14 protein-coding genes are annotated in these 15,402 nt (G+C 64.9%); 9 read left to right on the forward strand and 5 right to left on the reverse strand.

The features are described 5' to 3' along the window. Window positions 1-299: 299 nt before the first annotated feature. From ACMX2H_RS02530 to ACMX2H_RS02555, 6 genes are all read left to right on the forward strand, one after another. The gene (locus tag ACMX2H_RS02530; protein ID WP_414958820.1) at window positions 300-2,123 is read left to right on the forward strand and encodes a DUF222 domain-containing protein; all 1,824 of its coding nucleotides are present in this window, start codon (window positions 300-302) and stop codon (window positions 2,121-2,123) included. A 343-nt stretch (window positions 2,124-2,466) separates the two neighbouring features. Then, a complete protein-coding gene (gene thrS / locus ACMX2H_RS02535; protein ID WP_414958821.1) occupies window positions 2,467-4,479 on the forward strand; it encodes a threonine--tRNA ligase in 2,013 nt (670 codons plus the stop codon). Window positions 4,480-4,508: 29 nt separating this feature from the next. Further along, complete coding sequence (locus ACMX2H_RS02540) at window positions 4,509-5,063, forward strand: HIT family protein (protein ID WP_414958822.1); 555 nt, start codon at window positions 4,509-4,511, stop codon at window positions 5,061-5,063. 7 nt (window positions 5,064-5,070) lie between these two features. Next, a complete protein-coding gene (gene pgsA, locus ACMX2H_RS02545) occupies window positions 5,071-5,682 on the forward strand; it encodes a phosphatidylinositol phosphate synthase (protein ID WP_414958823.1) in 612 nt (203 codons plus the stop codon). 131 nt (window positions 5,683-5,813) lie between these two features. After that, a complete protein-coding gene (gene pdxS / locus ACMX2H_RS02550; RefSeq protein ID WP_136785389.1) occupies window positions 5,814-6,728 on the forward strand; it encodes a pyridoxal 5'-phosphate synthase lyase subunit PdxS in 915 nt (304 codons plus the stop codon). A 191-nt stretch (window positions 6,729-6,919) separates the two neighbouring features. Continuing rightward, entirely contained in the window at window positions 6,920-8,308 is a 1,389-nt protein-coding gene (locus ACMX2H_RS02555) for a hypothetical protein (RefSeq protein WP_414958824.1), read from the forward strand. Window positions 8,309-8,646: 338 nt separating this feature from the next. Here the strand turns inward: ACMX2H_RS02555 and ACMX2H_RS02560 are convergent, their stop codons facing one another. The 3 genes from ACMX2H_RS02560 to ACMX2H_RS02570 all read right to left on the reverse strand — a co-directional run bounded on the left by ACMX2H_RS02560 (window position 8,647) and on the right by ACMX2H_RS02570 (window position 10,082). Further along, window positions 8,647-8,994: an SHOCT domain-containing protein gene (locus tag ACMX2H_RS02560; protein ID WP_414958825.1), complete on the reverse strand. Its 348-nt coding sequence runs from the start codon at window positions 8,992-8,994 to the stop codon at window positions 8,647-8,649. A 13-nt stretch (window positions 8,995-9,007) separates the two neighbouring features. Beyond that, the gene (locus tag ACMX2H_RS02565; RefSeq protein ID WP_414958860.1) at window positions 9,008-9,463 is read right to left on the reverse strand and encodes a DUF6325 family protein; all 456 of its coding nucleotides are present in this window, start codon (window positions 9,461-9,463) and stop codon (window positions 9,008-9,010) included. Between the two features lie 169 nt (window positions 9,464-9,632). Beyond that, on the reverse strand, window positions 9,633-10,082 hold the full coding sequence (locus tag ACMX2H_RS02570) for a DUF7144 family membrane protein (RefSeq protein WP_205754431.1): 450 nt from the start codon (window positions 10,080-10,082) through the stop codon (window positions 9,633-9,635). A 187-nt stretch (window positions 10,083-10,269) separates the two neighbouring features. On the opposite strand from ACMX2H_RS02570, the gene ACMX2H_RS02575 reads away from it, so the two are divergent. Then, on the forward strand, window positions 10,270-11,670 hold the full coding sequence (locus ACMX2H_RS02575) for an MFS transporter (RefSeq protein ID WP_414958826.1): 1,401 nt from the start codon (window positions 10,270-10,272) through the stop codon (window positions 11,668-11,670). 86 nt (window positions 11,671-11,756) lie between these two features. Here the strand turns inward: ACMX2H_RS02575 and ACMX2H_RS02580 are convergent, their stop codons facing one another. Further along, on the reverse strand, window positions 11,757-12,479 hold the full coding sequence (locus tag ACMX2H_RS02580) for a type 1 glutamine amidotransferase (RefSeq protein WP_414958827.1): 723 nt from the start codon (window positions 12,477-12,479) through the stop codon (window positions 11,757-11,759). Further along, a complete protein-coding gene (locus ACMX2H_RS02585) occupies window positions 12,479-13,786 on the reverse strand; it encodes a MurT ligase domain-containing protein (RefSeq protein ID WP_414958828.1) in 1,308 nt (435 codons plus the stop codon). Before ACMX2H_RS02585 ends, ACMX2H_RS02580 begins: the two co-directional genes overlap by 1 nt. A gap of 156 nt (window positions 13,787-13,942) precedes the next feature. On the opposite strand from ACMX2H_RS02585, the gene pdxT reads away from it, so the two are divergent. Next, window positions 13,943-14,626 (forward strand): pyridoxal 5'-phosphate synthase glutaminase subunit PdxT, encoded by a 684-nt coding sequence (pdxT, locus tag ACMX2H_RS02590; RefSeq protein WP_414958861.1) that lies wholly within the window; start codon window positions 13,943-13,945, stop codon window positions 14,624-14,626. Between the two features lie 2 nt (window positions 14,627-14,628). Continuing rightward, window positions 14,629-15,384, forward strand: coding sequence for a YebC/PmpR family DNA-binding transcriptional regulator (locus ACMX2H_RS02595; protein ID WP_136785382.1), 756 nt, complete (start codon window positions 14,629-14,631; stop codon window positions 15,382-15,384). Window positions 15,385-15,402 lie beyond the last annotated feature (18 nt).

A 15,402-nucleotide genomic window follows, 5' to 3' on the forward strand; every position in this document is an offset into this window, starting at 1 on the left:
GGCCGGGTAAAGGCCGGGCCGATGATGGGTGCCGCGTGGGGTCCGGCGGTACTGCTCCAAGGCGCGGCGCCGCGCCCCTCTTATTGCTGCGCCGTGATGTTGCCAGAGGTTGGCGTGACTGTTGCTGCTGTTCGTCTTTACCCTGACCATCAGGATCGATCCCGTGGAGCGGACTCCCCACACCACCGGTAGCTCGAACCGCGCCCACCCTACCTACACATCCGCCTTCTTGCTGCAGCTCGTCCACATCAGTGCTCGCGCCACTGCTGCCGCTTTCCAGCGCTTCCTAAGCTGGATTTATGGCGATCGAAGTGCTGGAAGCGGCTCCGGGAGCAGGGCAGGATGATTCCGCTCTGTTGGTCCGACTGCGTGCCGAGGTCGCCGGTGTTAATGATCGGCTCCGTGCTGACGGCCTGACCCGCAGCACCAAATGGGTGGCCAGCACAGCAGCGCAGGTGGAAGAGCTGGCCAATACAGTGGCCCAGACCCAGCTGATCCTGGCCAGGATCATCAAAGCGCAGAACATCGCGGCTGTCGGAGAAACAGATCAGCCACATGACCCGGACGACCAGCACCCGCCGAAGCGTGGCGCCTTCAAGTCGAATGAGGATTGTCTGCGGCCGAAGCTCGGCATTGGCCGGCAGGAGGCCGCGCGCAGGTTTCAGCTGGCTGAAGCTACGGAACCGCGGCCGGTTCCCGAAGGCACACCGGCCCCGCCGCCCCGTTTGCCGGTCTTGGCCCGTGCGCTGGATGAAGGGCAGGTGTCCGGCCAAGCCGCGAACCTGATCCGGAGGGCCGTGGACGGGCTGCGTCGGATCGCTGCACCCGACCAGCTGCGCCAGATGGAAGAGGCACTGGTCAAGCACGCGGCCGATTACGATGTCGACTCCCTGAGGCTCTTGATCCGGCAGTGGGAGGGAGGCCTACATCCCGGCGGCACCGATCTGACGGCAGCGGAGCTGAAGGCGCGTCAGGGCTTGTTCTACCGAGGCCGACGCAACGGCCTGCACTGCTACGAAATCAACGCCACCGATGAACAGAACGAGGTGCTGGCGACCGTGTACAACACGGCCACCAATCCCCGCTTGCGGGAAGGCACTGCCACCGGCGGCACCATCGGCTTCGGTGGAACCGGGGCTAGCCCTAGTACCGGTGAAGACGCAGTCGGCGAAGACGCTTGCGTCGGAAACGCGCCCGCGCTCCTGCCGACAGCCGCCGATCCGCGCGGCCCCATCGCGGACGCGAACCAACCGGACGATACTGATCCCGCCGCCGCATCCGGCGAGGAGCTGGACGGGCGGACCCGACAGCAGCGGCACCTCGACGGGTTGATCGGTGCCTGCAAGGTGGCCCTGACCACAGACCTGTTGCCGGCGGCCGGCGGACTCCGTCCGCAGCTGCTGGTTACCATTGACTACCAGGACCTGGCCTCCGACCTCGGGAGGCCGGGAACCAGCACTTTCTCCGGCCCGCTCACCGCCAAAACCATCCGCCGCATGGCCTGCGATGCGGACATCATCCCCGTGGTCCTCTCCGGCATGGGCGTGATCCTCGACGTCGGCCAGTCCCAGCGGCTGTTTCCGAAGCACATGCGGCTGGCAATCATCGCCAGGGACGGAGGCTGTGCCTTCCCCGGCTGCACCGCACCCTCGACGTGGACAGAAGTGCACCACATCCGATGGTTCGAAAAGGGCGGCCCGACATCCACTGACAACGGCGTCCTGCTGTGCAGTCACCACCACCACCTCATCCACGAAGGGAACTGGCGGATCGAAGTCATCAGCGGCGTCGCGTGGTTCTTGCCGCCGCCCGATGTGGATCCGGAGCAGAAACCACTACGCAATCACGTCTGGCTCAAGCACGCCCAACTGCCTGAACGCCAGCCGGGACCGGCCACGGTTGGGCAGAGGGCCGGCCACTTCGGCGGTCCTTTGCCAGGAAGCGAGTCAACTCCGCATCCGAAGGCCCCGGATCCCTCGGCTCACAGAGCCAGTGCGCCGCAGGTCCCGAGGCAGGAAGAACTCGACGTCAGCATGCGGGACCCTGCCGAATCCGCTAGCCCGGACAGGGCGTCGAGTCCCTTTGAAGGTTGGCCGGCTCAGCCGCAGACACCGCCCTTCTAGGGCCCGCATGGCCTCGTTGCTGCGATGAATCGACCCTGCAACGAACCGGCCTCGTGGTTCGGAGCGGAGTTCGGGCGGAATGTCTGACAGGGTCCACGTCTGTGACCGGCGCGCGGCGGACTCGGCCACCCGGTCGGCGGAATCGCCACCCAGCCGGTCGACGGCCTCGCCTCGGTCGAGGGCAACGCACGCGAATCGGCAGGCAGACTACGCGACGGTTGTCCCCGGTCTGGCCGCGCCGATGTTGGTCCGGCAACTCGTCAGCGGATACGATCGTAGAGGCTTGCAGCGCCCACGTACGTCGCTGCAGTAACGGCCACAGCCAAACAATTAGGAGACCTCTGTGTCAGCGCCCCAGAACATCACCCTCATCGTCGACGGCGAAGAGAACCAGGTGACCGAGGGCACGACGGGAGCCGACCTTTTCGGCACCCGGCGGGAGGTCGTCGTCGTCCGCGTTGACGGCGAGCTGAAAGACCTGGACCAGCCCATTCCGGCCGGTGCCAAGGTGGAAGCCGTGACCATCGATTCGCCTGACGGGCTGAACGTGCTGCGCCATTCCACCGCCCACGTCATGGCCCAGGCCGTGCAGCAGTTGCGCAAAGACTCCAAGCTTGGCATCGGGCCGTACATCACCGACGGCTTCTACTTCGATTTCGACGTCGACGAGCCCTTCACCCCGGAAGACCTGAAGCAGCTGGAAAAGATGATGCTCAAGATCGTCAATTCCAACCAGCGGTTCGTCCGTCGCAGCGTCTCCGAGACCGAGGCCTTGGCCGAGATGGCCGGGGAGCCGTACAAGGAAGAGCTGATCGGGCTCAAGGGCCATTCCGATGAGGCCGGCGAAGGAGCCAGCATCGAAGTTGGCGCCGGCGAGCTGACTATCTACGACAACGTGGATGCCAAGAGCGGCGATGTGGTCTGGAAGGACCTCTGCCGGGGCCCGCACCTTCCCAACACCAAGCTGATCTCCAACGCGTACGCGCTGACCCGTTCGGCCGCCGCGTACTGGCGCGGCAACGAGAAGAACAAGCAGTTGCAGCGCATCTACGGCACCGCTTGGCCCACCAAGGACGACCTGAAGGCCTACCAGGAGCGGCTGGCGGAGGCCGAGCGCCGCGACCACCGCCGGCTGGGCGCCGAACTGGACCTGTTCTCCTTCCCGGACGAACTGGGTTCCGGGCTGCCCGTTTTCCATCCCAAGGGCGGGATTGTCCGCAAGTCGATGGAAGACTACTCGCGGCAGCGGCACACCGAGGCCGGCTACGAGTTCGTCTACACCCCGCACATCACCAAGAGCAATCTGTATGAGGTGTCCGGCCACCTTGACTGGTACCGGGACGGCATGTTCCCTCCGATGCACGTGGATGAAACCCGGGACCCGGAGACCGGCGAGGTAGTCAAGCCCGGCCAGGACTACTACCTGAAGCCGATGAACTGCCCCATGCACAACCTGATCTTCCGCTCGCGCGGACGGTCCTACCGTGAACTGCCGTTGCGGTTGTTCGAGTTCGGTTCGGTCTACCGGTACGAGAAATCCGGTGTGATCCACGGGCTGACCCGGGTGCGCGGCATGACCCAGGACGACGCCCACATCTACTGCACCCGCGAGCAGATGAAGGACGAGCTGACCACCACGCTGAATTTCGTGCTGGACCTGCTCAAGGACTACGGGCTGGACGATTTCTTCCTGGAGCTGTCCACCAAGGACCCCGAAAAGTTCGTCGGCTCCGACGAGGTCTGGGACGAAGCCACCCGTACCCTGGCCGAGGTGGCCGAAGCATCCGGCTTGGAACTGGTGCCGGATCCGGGCGGAGCCGCCTTCTACGGACCGAAGATCTCCGTGCAGGCGCGGGACGCGATCGGCCGGACCTGGCAGATGTCCACCATCCAGCTGGACTTTAACCTGCCCGAGCGCTTCGAACTGGAGTACCAGGCCGCCGATGGATCCCGGCAGCGGCCGGTCATGATCCACCGTGCGCTGTTCGGTTCTGTGGAGCGGTTCATGGGTCTGCTGATCGAGCACTACGCCGGAGCCTTCCCGGCCTGGCTGGCTCCCGTGCAGGTGGTCGGCATTCCGGTGGCGGAGACCTTCAACGACTACATGCTGGAGATCGTGGCCAAGCTGCGGGCCCAGGGCATCCGCGCCGAGGCCGACCTGGGGTCTGACCGCTTCCCAAAGAAGATCCGCACCGCCAGCAAGGACAAGGTGCCGTTCGTGCTGATCGCCGGCGGCGAGGACGCCGAAGCCGGAGCGGTCTCGTTCCGCTTCCGCGACGGCAGCCAGGACAACGGCATTCCGGTGGACGAGGCAGTGTCGCGCATCGTGCAGGCTGTCGCCAAGCGCGGCAACTGACCATGGCCGGGACGACCAGGGAAGCCGAGATGGACCGCACGGATGACGAGACAACGGACGGCTTCGAGCTGCCCGGAGTCCCGGATGCATTCCAGCGGCTCTGGACGCCGCACCGGATGGCCTACGTCAAGGGCGGCCAGGGGCAGTTCAAGAACAAGGACGAGTGCCCGTTCTGCGTCGCGCCGGCCCGGCCGGATGAGGAATCGCTGATTGTCCATCGCGGCGAGACCGCTTACGTGGTGCTGAACCTGTTCCCGTACAACCCCGGCCACTTGCTGGTCTGCCCGTACCGCCATGTGCCCGACTACACGGACATCACCGCGGAGGAGACCGCGGAGTTCGCCGAGCTGACCCAGACAGCCATGCGCGTACTGCGGAAGGTAGCGAACCCCAGCGGCTTCAACCTGGGCATGAACCAAGGCGAAGCCGGGGGAGCTGGCGTTGCGGCGCATCTGCACCAGCACGTGGTGCCGCGGTGGGGCGGAGACGGGAATTTCTTCCCGATCATCGCGCAGACCAAAGCGATCACCCAGACCCTGGACGAGGTCCGCAAGCAGGTAGCCGACGCCTGGCCTGCACGGTAGCGCGGCGATGCTGAACAAGTACGCGCGCGGATTCTTCGGCAAGCTCTTCACCCCGCTGGCCCGCGTCCTGATCCGGATGGGAGTCTCACCGGACGCCGTCACGATCATCGGCACGCTCGGAGTCTGCGTCGGGGCGCTGGTTTTCTACCCGCTGGGAGAGCTGTTCTGGGGCACCGTCTTCATTACCGCGTTCGTTTTCTCCGACATGGTGGACGGCCTGATGGCCCGCATGCTGGAGCGCAGCAGCCGCTGGGGCAATTTCCTGGACTCCACGCTTGACCGGCTGGCCGACGGCGCAGTGTTCGCCGGCGTGGCGATCTGGTTCTTTACCGGGGGAGAGAACCCGGCGATCGCCGTCTTCGCACTCGTGTGCCTGTTGCTGGGCTCTCTGGTCTCCTACGCGCGGGCCAAGGCCGAATCGCTCGGATGCACCGCCGCCGTCGGCTTCGCCGAACGGTCCGAGCGGCTCGTGGCCGTCCTGGTCTTCACCGGATTCACCGGACTGGGCTTGCCGGAAGTGGTGCTGCTGGTGGTCCTGGTGCTGCTTGCCGCGGCTAGCCTGCTGACCGTGATCCAGCGGATCATGACCGTCTACCGGCAAACCCGGCTGGCTGCCTGAACGGCGGGACGACGACGGAAGGCAGGACGCCGCCGTCGGGCGTTGAAGAACGTTACGTCACCGGTGAGCCGGTCCGCGGGGCCGGACGTATGATGAGATGTACGATTTCGACCGACTCCTAGGGGCTCTTAGTGTCCAGCAGTGAAGCAACGTCAACTCACGCCCCCGTGACCGGCAGCAGCCGGGTAAAGCGGGGCATGGCCGAGATGTTGAAGGGCGGCGTCATCATGGACGTCGTAACGCCCGAACAGGCCCGCATCGCCGAAGACGCCGGTGCCGTGGCGGTGATGGCCCTCGAGCGGGTGCCGGCGGATATCCGCGCACAGGGCGGTGTGTCCCGGATGAGCGATCCGGACATGGTGGACGGCATCATCGAAGCAGTCTCCATCCCGGTAATGGCCAAGGCCCGCATCGGCCACTTCGTCGAGGCGCAGGTGCTGCAGTCCCTCGGCGTGGACTACATCGACGAGTCGGAGGTGCTGACCCCGGCCGACTACGTCAACCACATCGACAAGTGGAACTTCACCGTTCCGTTCGTTTGCGGTGCCACCAATCTGGGCGAAGCGCTGCGCCGGATCAATGAAGGCGCAGCGATGATCCGTTCCAAGGGCGAAGCCGGCACCGGCGACGTCTCCAACGCCACCGGCCACATGCGCCAGATCCGGTCCGAGATCAAGCGCCTGTCCGCGATGCCCGAAGACGAGCTGTACGTGGCGGCCAAGGAACTGCAGGCCCCGTACGAACTGGTCAAGGAAATTGCCCAGACCGGCAAGCTGCCGGTGGTGCTGTTCACCGCGGGCGGCATCGCGACTCCGGCCGACGCCGCCATGATGATGCAGCTGGGTGCCGACGGCGTCTTCGTTGGCTCCGGCATCTTCAAGTCCGGCAACCCGGCCGAGCGTGCCGCCGCGATCGTGAAGGCGACCACCTTCCACGACGATCCGGACGTCATCGCCAAGGTCTCGCGCGGCCTGGGCGAAGCAATGGTCGGCATCAACGTGGACGAAATCCCGCAGCCGCACCGCCTCGCCGAGCGCGGCTGGTAAGAACTAACGACGGCGAACGCCCGGTCCCGCACGAAGGTGCGGCGCCGGGCGTTTTGCTTTGTGCGGCTTCACGATTTCATCCTTGCCAGATGATGAACACGCAGGCATCCCGGCGGGAGACTGAAGTCAACGGATGAATCCTGTGGCAACAGTGCCCGCCGGAACGACAGTGCGCCTGAACGGAGCCAGCGATGACGGATCCAGGAATGACCGATGCCGCGGAGCTGCAACGGCTGCGGGCGCGGGTCGCCGAACTCGAAGCTGAACGTGCCGCTGCGCTGGAGGGCGGGCACAGACCGGTCGCCGAAAGGCATCGTTGGCGTTCGGTCGGCTCAGCGGTGCTGCTGACGCTGGCGTGCGTGCTCGCGCCGATCTCGGTGGTGGGCGTGTGGGCAGGCAGCGTGGTGTCTGACACCGACCGCTATGTAGAAACGGTCAGCCCGTTGATCAACGACCCTTCCGTCCAGGCGGACCTGACCGACGCCGTCACTAACGCCATCTTCACCCATGTGGATCTGAAGGCGGTCACCGACGAAGCGTTCAACGCCATTTCCAACCTCGGGTTGCCGCCACGTGCAGAAGCCGCGCTGACTGCCTTGCAACAGCCGATGATTTCGGGCGTCGAAAACTTCGTTCACAGCCGGGTGCAGCAAACGATCAGCAGCCCACAGTTCGACACCGTGTGGGACCGCTCAAACGAGATCGCCCACCAGCAGCTGGTGAATCTGCTGGAGGGCAACCAGGGCGGAGCCATCAGCGCCCAGAACGACACGATCTCGGTCAACCTCGGGCCGATCGTCGCGCAGGTGAAGGAGCGCCTCATAGCCGAAGGGTTCAGCCTGGCGCAGAACATCCCGAACGTTGATGTCTCCTACGACCTGGTGCAGTCGGACGCCGTCACGCAAGCCCAGAGCGCCTACCGGATACTGAACGCGTTCAGCATCTGGCTGCCGATCATCACCGGCATCCTGTTCGTCGCCGGCGTGCTGACTGCGCGTCACCGTGCTCGTGCCGTGATGCTGGGGGCCCTCGGCATCGTGGCGGCGATGCTGGCGCTGGGGATTGCCCTCGCAGTGGGTCGCATTGCCTACCTCCAAGCGCTGCCTGGAGTGGTGCTCTCGCGCGATTCGGCGGGAATGGTGTTCGACACCCTGGTGCGCTTCCTTCGTGACTCGCTGCGCCTGACCGCCGTGATCGCGCTGGTGGTGGCGATAGCCGCGTACTTCACCGGCACCTCTGCATCGGCCGTGAAGGCGCGTGCCTCCGCCTCGAGGGGAATCGCTCGGTTGCGCGGGTCGGCGGAGCATGCCGGCATGCACACTGGTGGGGTCGGGAACTGGATTTATCGGTACAAGCGACTGCTCTGGGTGGCCACGGTGATCGTCGGCGGCCTGGTGCTCGTGTTCTGGTCCGAGCCGACCATTGGCGTCGTCGTCACCATCACCATCATCGTGGTGGTCATCGTTGCTCTCATCGAGTTCATCGGAACTCCGCCCGCGCAGCAGTTGGCCGACGCCGAGCCCTCCAGCGGTGCCCCCGTCGAGCCCTCGGGCGGGGTAGCTGTTCCGCCGAACCCCTGACGGGCGCCGATGGTGCGTCGGGGCGCAGATGGGCCGCGGTGCCGCTTCCGTGCCCCCAGACGGACGACGTGGTGCTGCCTACGGTGCCCCAGACGGACGACGTGCCGCTCTACTCCTAACGGCCGCGCCGGCGTCGTGCCCTGACGGCCGTGGTGACCGCCCCTGGCCGTGTTGCTGCCGTGACCCTGACAGCGGTGTGCCTGGCTGTCGCTGGGCCCCTGACAGCCGTGTGCACGGGCGCCGTCGTCGTGTCGCAACCGCAGATGGACGCCGTCGTGCCCTGCAAACCGGAGTTTGCAGGGCACGATGTGGGTGGTGGCCGGGTCAGCCGGCTAGATTCAGCCGGCCAGGATCTTCGCCTTTTGTGCCTCGAATTCTGCCTCGGACAGAAGTCCCTGCGCTTTGAGATCGCCCAAAGTCTTGAGCCGTTCCAGTGGATCACCGGCCGGCGCCGCCGCTTGGGCGGACGCTGTCTCATACTGCGGCTGCACGTACGCCTGCTGAGGCTGGGCGTACTGCTGCTGCTGTTGGGCGTACTGCTGCTGTTGCTCATACTGTTGGTGCTCATACTGCTGCTGCTCTTGGGCATCCCAACGCGCCTGTTGGCGGCGCTGCACACGTCCGCTCACAGCCGTCGCTGTCCCGGCAACGACTGCCGTGCGAGCTACTCCTCGTAACAGTCCCATGTCTGCGTCCTCCTCAGACCGTCGAATCCGACTCAAGCATGTCCAGCGCGGCCATGACGTCCTCAGCGGGAATACGCGCACTCGCGATGACGTCTCCGCCGGCCTCGCGGGCTGCTGAAATGAAGGGAATCGCCCACAAATTCTCATAAACGATGAGCGCAGCGGCGGTATTCGGTTCCATGGCAGAGGCTGCTTCGGCGATTTCCTCGTCGCCCAGTAGCCCCGAACGAACCGACGCGAGCGATGCGAAGCCGTCCAGGCCTTCGGTTGAGTCTTCGGTCAACTCGACGCTGCCGGTGGAACCGTCGGCGTCTTTCTTAATGATGATGAGGTCATAGACCCAAACCACCTTCCGCTGAATCAGGTCCATCAAGGCTGCAACGGTGGCGCCGCTGCCAGTCTTCTCCAATGGAAACTCGATCAACACAAAGTCGATTGGGCCGTGTACATCTCTTGTTGCCACGAACATCACCCTTGCAATCTGATTGGCTGTCCAGAACCCGCCCAGAGTAGTTTTCCGTGTACGCCCGGGGCATCACCCCGGCCGAATGATCTTGGTCTCCCGTCAGTTGAGTAGGTCACCCGTCTGTCCTGCTTGAGCGGCACAGGACGCGGTCGGCGTTGAGGAACCAGAGGTGTCAGGCCTGCGTGGCGTATCGGAGGTCGCGGGCGTGGGCCAGCACGGCCCAAATGATGAGCACGTCGAGGACGATGATGATGATGCCCCAAAGGGGGTAATACGGCAGCCACATAAAGTTCAAAATCGCACTCAAGGACGCCAGTACAACCGCCAGGATGCGGGCCCACATTGCTCCCCGAAACAGGAAAATCCCGCCGAGCACCAAGATGATGCCTCCGAGCAGATGGATCCAGCCCCACGAGGTCAGATCGAAGTGGAAGATGTACTCCTCACCAGCCACATAGAACTGATCATTGAACAGTGCCACAAGTGCCTGGATGATGTGGAAGGCGCCGGCCACGATCATGATGATCCCGCCGAAGAGGATTGTCCCTGCGGCCGCAACGTTGTAGTCCGGATCGATGGGCCGGCCCGGATCGGCGGTCCGCCCAGCTGAAGCGTTTGCCATGGTGGTCCTCCCTCGTGCGGTGCGCCGGTGGTGACTGGTGTCACCGAAGACGCGGCCCACCCTCAGCAAAGTCTTCTCCGCGCCCGATGGACTTTCCTCATCCTTTCCGGGTGATCCTGATGGCTCTCGTGCGCCGTATTTTGGGCCGTGGTGACCGTATTTCTGTGAGCGAGGACGGGACAGGGACATGACTGAGCCGGAAGCCCGGATCCAGACGAGGGGGGTGCTGCTCCCACTCGCACTCGCACAATTCATCTGCAGCTTCGCTGGTTCGAACATGAACGTGATGATCAACGACATGAGCGAGGACCTCGACACCACCGTGCAGGGGATCCAGGTCGCGATCACCATCTTCCTGCTGGTGATGGCCGCGTTGATGATTCCGGGTGGCAAGCTCACCGACCGCTACGGCCGCAAGCGCCTGTTCCTCCTCGGCCTCATTGTCTATGGCATCGGCGCACTGATCAGTGCAGTCTCACCTGGTCTCCTCGTACTGATCCTGGGTAACTCGATCCTTGAGGGGATCGGCACTGCGTTGCTCATCCCGCCGGTCTACATCCTCACGACCATGATCTTCCGCGACCTTGGCTCCCGCGCGAAGGCGTTCGGTGCGATCAGCGCGATGGGCGGCATCGGATCTGCGGCCGGTCCTCTGATCGGCGGCCTGATCACATCGGCGATCAGTTGGCGTGCAGCGTTCGTCTTCCAGGCCTTGATTATTGCGGTCATCGCGCTGCTCAGCCGCAGCCTGAAAGACCCTGTTCCGCCGGATCCGACCCGTGAATTCGATGTGCGGGGAGCGGTCCTCTCAGCCGGAGGTCTCATTCTGATCGTGATGGGCATCCTGGCCGCCGACAACAGCCTCTGGCTGATGCTGATCCTGCTCGCCTCCGGGGCGCTGGTGCTGGTGGGCTTCTTTGTGTCGGTGCGGGCGAAGGAGCGCTCAGGGCATGAACCCCTGCTCTCGCTCAGCCTGTTCCGCAACCGCACGTCCAACCTCGGCCTGATCACGCAAAATGCGCAGTGGCTGATGCTGCTGGGATTCTCCTTCGTGGTCGCCAGCTTCCTGCAGGTGGTGCGCGGCTATAACGCCATCGAAACCGGCATAATCTTCACAGCAGCAACGGTCGGTTTGCTGGTGTCGTCGCTGGCCGCCGGGCCGCTGTCGAAGAAGTTCGCGCAGCGCGATCTCATTATCACCGGCTTTGCGCTCACTGTTGCCGGCATGTTGCTGGGGCTGTGGATTGTGCAGGGCACGCAGGTCGCCTGGGCCTTCGCACCCGGGTTGCTGCTCACCGGCCTGGGCGTTGGCTTGATGCTCACGCCCTCGGTGAACGTGGTGCAGTCCAGTTTTCCGGAGTCCAAGCAGGGCGAGATCTCGGGGCTGTCCCGAAGCGTTTCCAACTTGGGTTCCTCTTTCGGCACGGCGATCGCCGGCACCATCCTTGTCGCCGGTATCGCATCCACACCTGGCAACAACTACGCGATTTCGACCATAGTGCTGGCAGCTGTGGGCATCATCGGCATTGCCGCAGCGGTGTTCATCCCGCGAAAGATTCCGACGCCGGTCGAAGAAACGGCGATCTGACGTCCTTTGGCGCCGCAACGCGGCTGGGACCTGGGTGTTCTAGCGTGGCCGGGCGGCCGCGTCGGTCCGGGCTGGACCTGGGCGTTCTAGCGCGGCCGGGCGGCGGCGTCGGTTCGGGCTTCCGCTTCGTGGGGGATGTCCAGCGCCACATCGTTGAAGCTGCCGTAGCGCCGTTCTGCTGCATGCCGGATCAAATAGTCCGCCACGGCCGGGTTCTTGGGCAGCAGGGACCCATGCAGGTAGGTCGCAATGACGTTGCGGTAGCGGGCGCCTTCGGTGCCGTCCGTGCCGTTGTTGCCGTCGCCCTTGGTGACCCATCCGAAGGGTTGGACCTCGGCGCCCAGCGTGGTCAGGCCGCTATGGTTCTCATATCCGATGACGGTACCGAACTCGTCGCTGTCCAGCACGGTATTGCCGATCAGGCGGGTGGGTCCGCCGACGGTTTCGGCATCCAGCAGCCCGATGCCGGTGATTACTTCGCCGGTGTGGGTGGTGAACCGGTGGCCGAACAGTTGATAGAGGCCGCACACGGCGAGCATGGGCAGGCCGTCGTCTGCCAGTTCGCGGAGCCGGCCGCCCTGGGCCAGCAGGTCTGCCTGGATCTTGTTCTGGCCGGAGTCTTGGCCGCCGCCGCCCACCACCAGATCCACCTGTTCGGGGAACGTGTCTCCGGGGTTGTACTCATGCAGCCGGACGTCATAACCGCGCAGGGCCAGCCGCTTGCGCAGGACCAGGACGTTGCCCCAGTCGCCGTAAATATTCATGTCCCGCGGGTACAGCTGGAGCAGGTCGATAACGGGTGCGTCCATCAGGAGACCACTTCCACTTCGGTCAGTTTGCCCAGCTCGCGGCGCAGCGCCAGCATGGCGGTGTAGGTGCAGTAGATGCGCTTGGGCGAATCAGGATCGTCGGCGATGAACCGGTGCAGTGAAGCATTGAGGTCCGTGTCGACGCGGCCTACGGGGACATCCTCGTAGAACAGTCGCAGCCCCATGTCTTGCGCCCGGACACCGCTGACCTCGGCAACTCCGGTCTCGCGCAGTGAATCGAAGTCCACGTCCCAGAGCCAGGACATGTCCCGGCCATCGGCGTAATTGTCATTGATCGCAATCATGGTACGGGAACCCGCGGCAGGGAATGACTTCAGCGCCAGCCGGAAGCCGGCCGGGTTCTTCACCAGCACCAGATCCAGCGGTTGGCCGTTGACGGTGAGCGATTCACCGCGCCCGAAGGCCGGGGTGACATTCTGCAGCGACGCCAGCAGCGCGGGTTCGTCGACGGCGGGCCCCAGCACGGTGCGTGCCAGCACCAGCGCAGCCGCGGCGTTGAACACGTTGTAGACGCCGGTCAGCTTCAGTTCCACCTCGATCGGGTGTCCGTCGGCTTGGAAGGTGGCGGCGGAACCTTCGCACGCGGTCAGTACGACGTCGGCGCGCGGCCCCTCGGGTTGGCCTCCCTCGGGTCCGGGCGTGGCGCCGGGGACCTCCGCGGCAACGGCGTTCCGCATCTCGTCGTCGTGCGGGAACATGTGGCGAAGCTGCGGGGCCAGGCCGAAGTATTCGATCCGGGGCGCCGTCACGGCGTTGGCCAAGGCCAGGATGCGCGGGTCCTCACGGTTGAGCACCACAGCGTCGGTGGTGGCTGCGGCGATCTGCCGGAGGAATCCCGCCGTCGTCTCAATCTCGCCAAAGCGGTCCAACTGGTCACGCATGACGTTGAGCAGCAGGCTGTAGCGCGGGCGTACCAGTTTGACGAAGTGCACGGCGTGGGCTTCATCCAGTTCCAGCACGGCGATGTCTGCATCCAGCCGTCCGCGGACGTCCGAATCTCCCAACACGGCAGCCACCACGCCGCGGGTGAAGTTGCTGCCGGTGCGGTTGGTGAACACCTTCAGGCCCTGGCCCTGCAGCAGTTCCACCACCATCTTGGTGGTGGTGGTCTTGCCGTTCGTCCCGCTGATCACGACGACGCCGCGCGGCAGTTTCCCGAGGGTGCGGGGCAGGAACTGCGGGTCGATTCTCTCGGCCACGAGGCCCGGCAGCGCGGAGCCGCCGCCGCGGAGCCTGGCCACCGCCTTCACGGCCTTTCCGGCAACGGTCGCAAGGAGGTGTCGCATGACTAGAGACTATACAAGCCGCCGGCACCGGCGCGCGGCCGGACCCCGCTGGTCGGTGGCGAGCCCTGGGCTGGCGGCAGGCGTGGTTTAACGCCGCAGGGCCGGTTGGTATTACTGTTTTTCGGTACGGCCGCCACGCGCGCGGCCCGATTCTGAATCCGAGGAAACGTCACCGTGGTCACGATTGGTGTGCTCGCCCTGCAGGGCGATGTCCGCGAACACATATCCGCCCTGGAACACAGCGGCGCCGCAGCCATGCCGGTGCGGAGGCCGGGTGAACTGGACGCCGTCGACGGACTGGTCATCCCCGGCGGCGAATCGACAACGATCGACAAGCTGACACGGATCTTCGAACTGGCTGATCCGCTTAAGAAGCGGATCGCGGCCGGGATGCCGGTGTACGGTTCCTGTGCGGGCATGATCATGCTGGCAGAGGAGATCGCGGATCCGGCCACCGACCTGAAGGGCGAACCCCAGCAAACACTGGGCGGCCTGGATATCACCGTGCGGCGCAACGCCTTTGGCCGACAGCGTGAGTCCTTTGAGACCGATCTGGACTTCCGCGGACTGGAGTTCAGTGCGCCGTCCCCGGAGCAGGGCCCGGCGCCCGTGCACGCCGTCTTCATCCGGGCTCCCTGGGTGGAACGGGTAGGTGAGGGCGTGGAGGTCCTCGCCACGGTGGAACCCTCGGAGGCGTCCCACACGGAGACTTTGCACGGGACAGCTAGAATTGTGGCAGTGCGTTCGCGGCATTTGCTGGCGACCTCTTTCCACCCGGAAGTGACGGGGGAGCGCCGGATCCACGAACTATTCATCCGCATCGTCAGAGGAGAGGCCTAAGCATGTCCGGACACTCTAAGTGGGCGACCACCAAGCACAAGAAGGCCGTGATCGACGCCCGGCGGGCCAAGTCGTTCGCGAAACTGATCAAGAACATCGAAGTGGCGGCCCGCGCCGGCGGCGCTGACCTCTCCGGCAACCCCGGGCTGGAACTGGCCGTCCAGAAGGCCAAGAAGACGTCGGTGCCCAACGACAACATCGACCGCGCCATCAAGCGCGGCGCCGGCCTGACCGGTGAAACCATCGACTACACCGAAATCATCTACGAAGCCCGCGGACCGCAGGGCTCCGCCGTGCTGATTGAGTGCCTGACCGACAACAAAAACCGCGCCGCCTCCGAGGTGCGCCTGGCCATCACCCGCAACGGCGGCACCGTGGCCGACCCCGGCTCGGTCTCCTACATGTTCGCTCGCAAGGGCGTGGTGTCCCTGCCCAAGAACGAGCTCACCGAAGACGATCTGCTGATGGCCGTGCTGGATGCCGGCGCAGAAGAGGTCAAGGACCAGGGCGAAAACTTCGAGGTCCACTCCGACCCCACCGATCTGCGCGCCGTGGTGGCAGGTCTGGAAGAAGCCGGCATCGAGTACGAAACCGATGAAATCGAGTTCGTTTCCTCGATGGCCGTGGAGCTCGACTCCGACGCCGCGCGGAAGTTCCTGAAGCTGGTCGACGCCCTGGAGGACCTGGACGACGTGCAGAACGTTTACTCCAACGCCGATATCAGCCCGGACGTCCTCGCCGAACTCGAGAACGACTGACGCCCGACAGCCGGCAGG

It is taken from the genome of Arthrobacter sulfonylureivorans, assembly GCF_047607445.1.
GTDB classification, from domain to species: Bacteria; Actinomycetota; Actinomycetes; order Actinomycetales; family Micrococcaceae; genus Crystallibacter; species Crystallibacter sulfonylureivorans_A.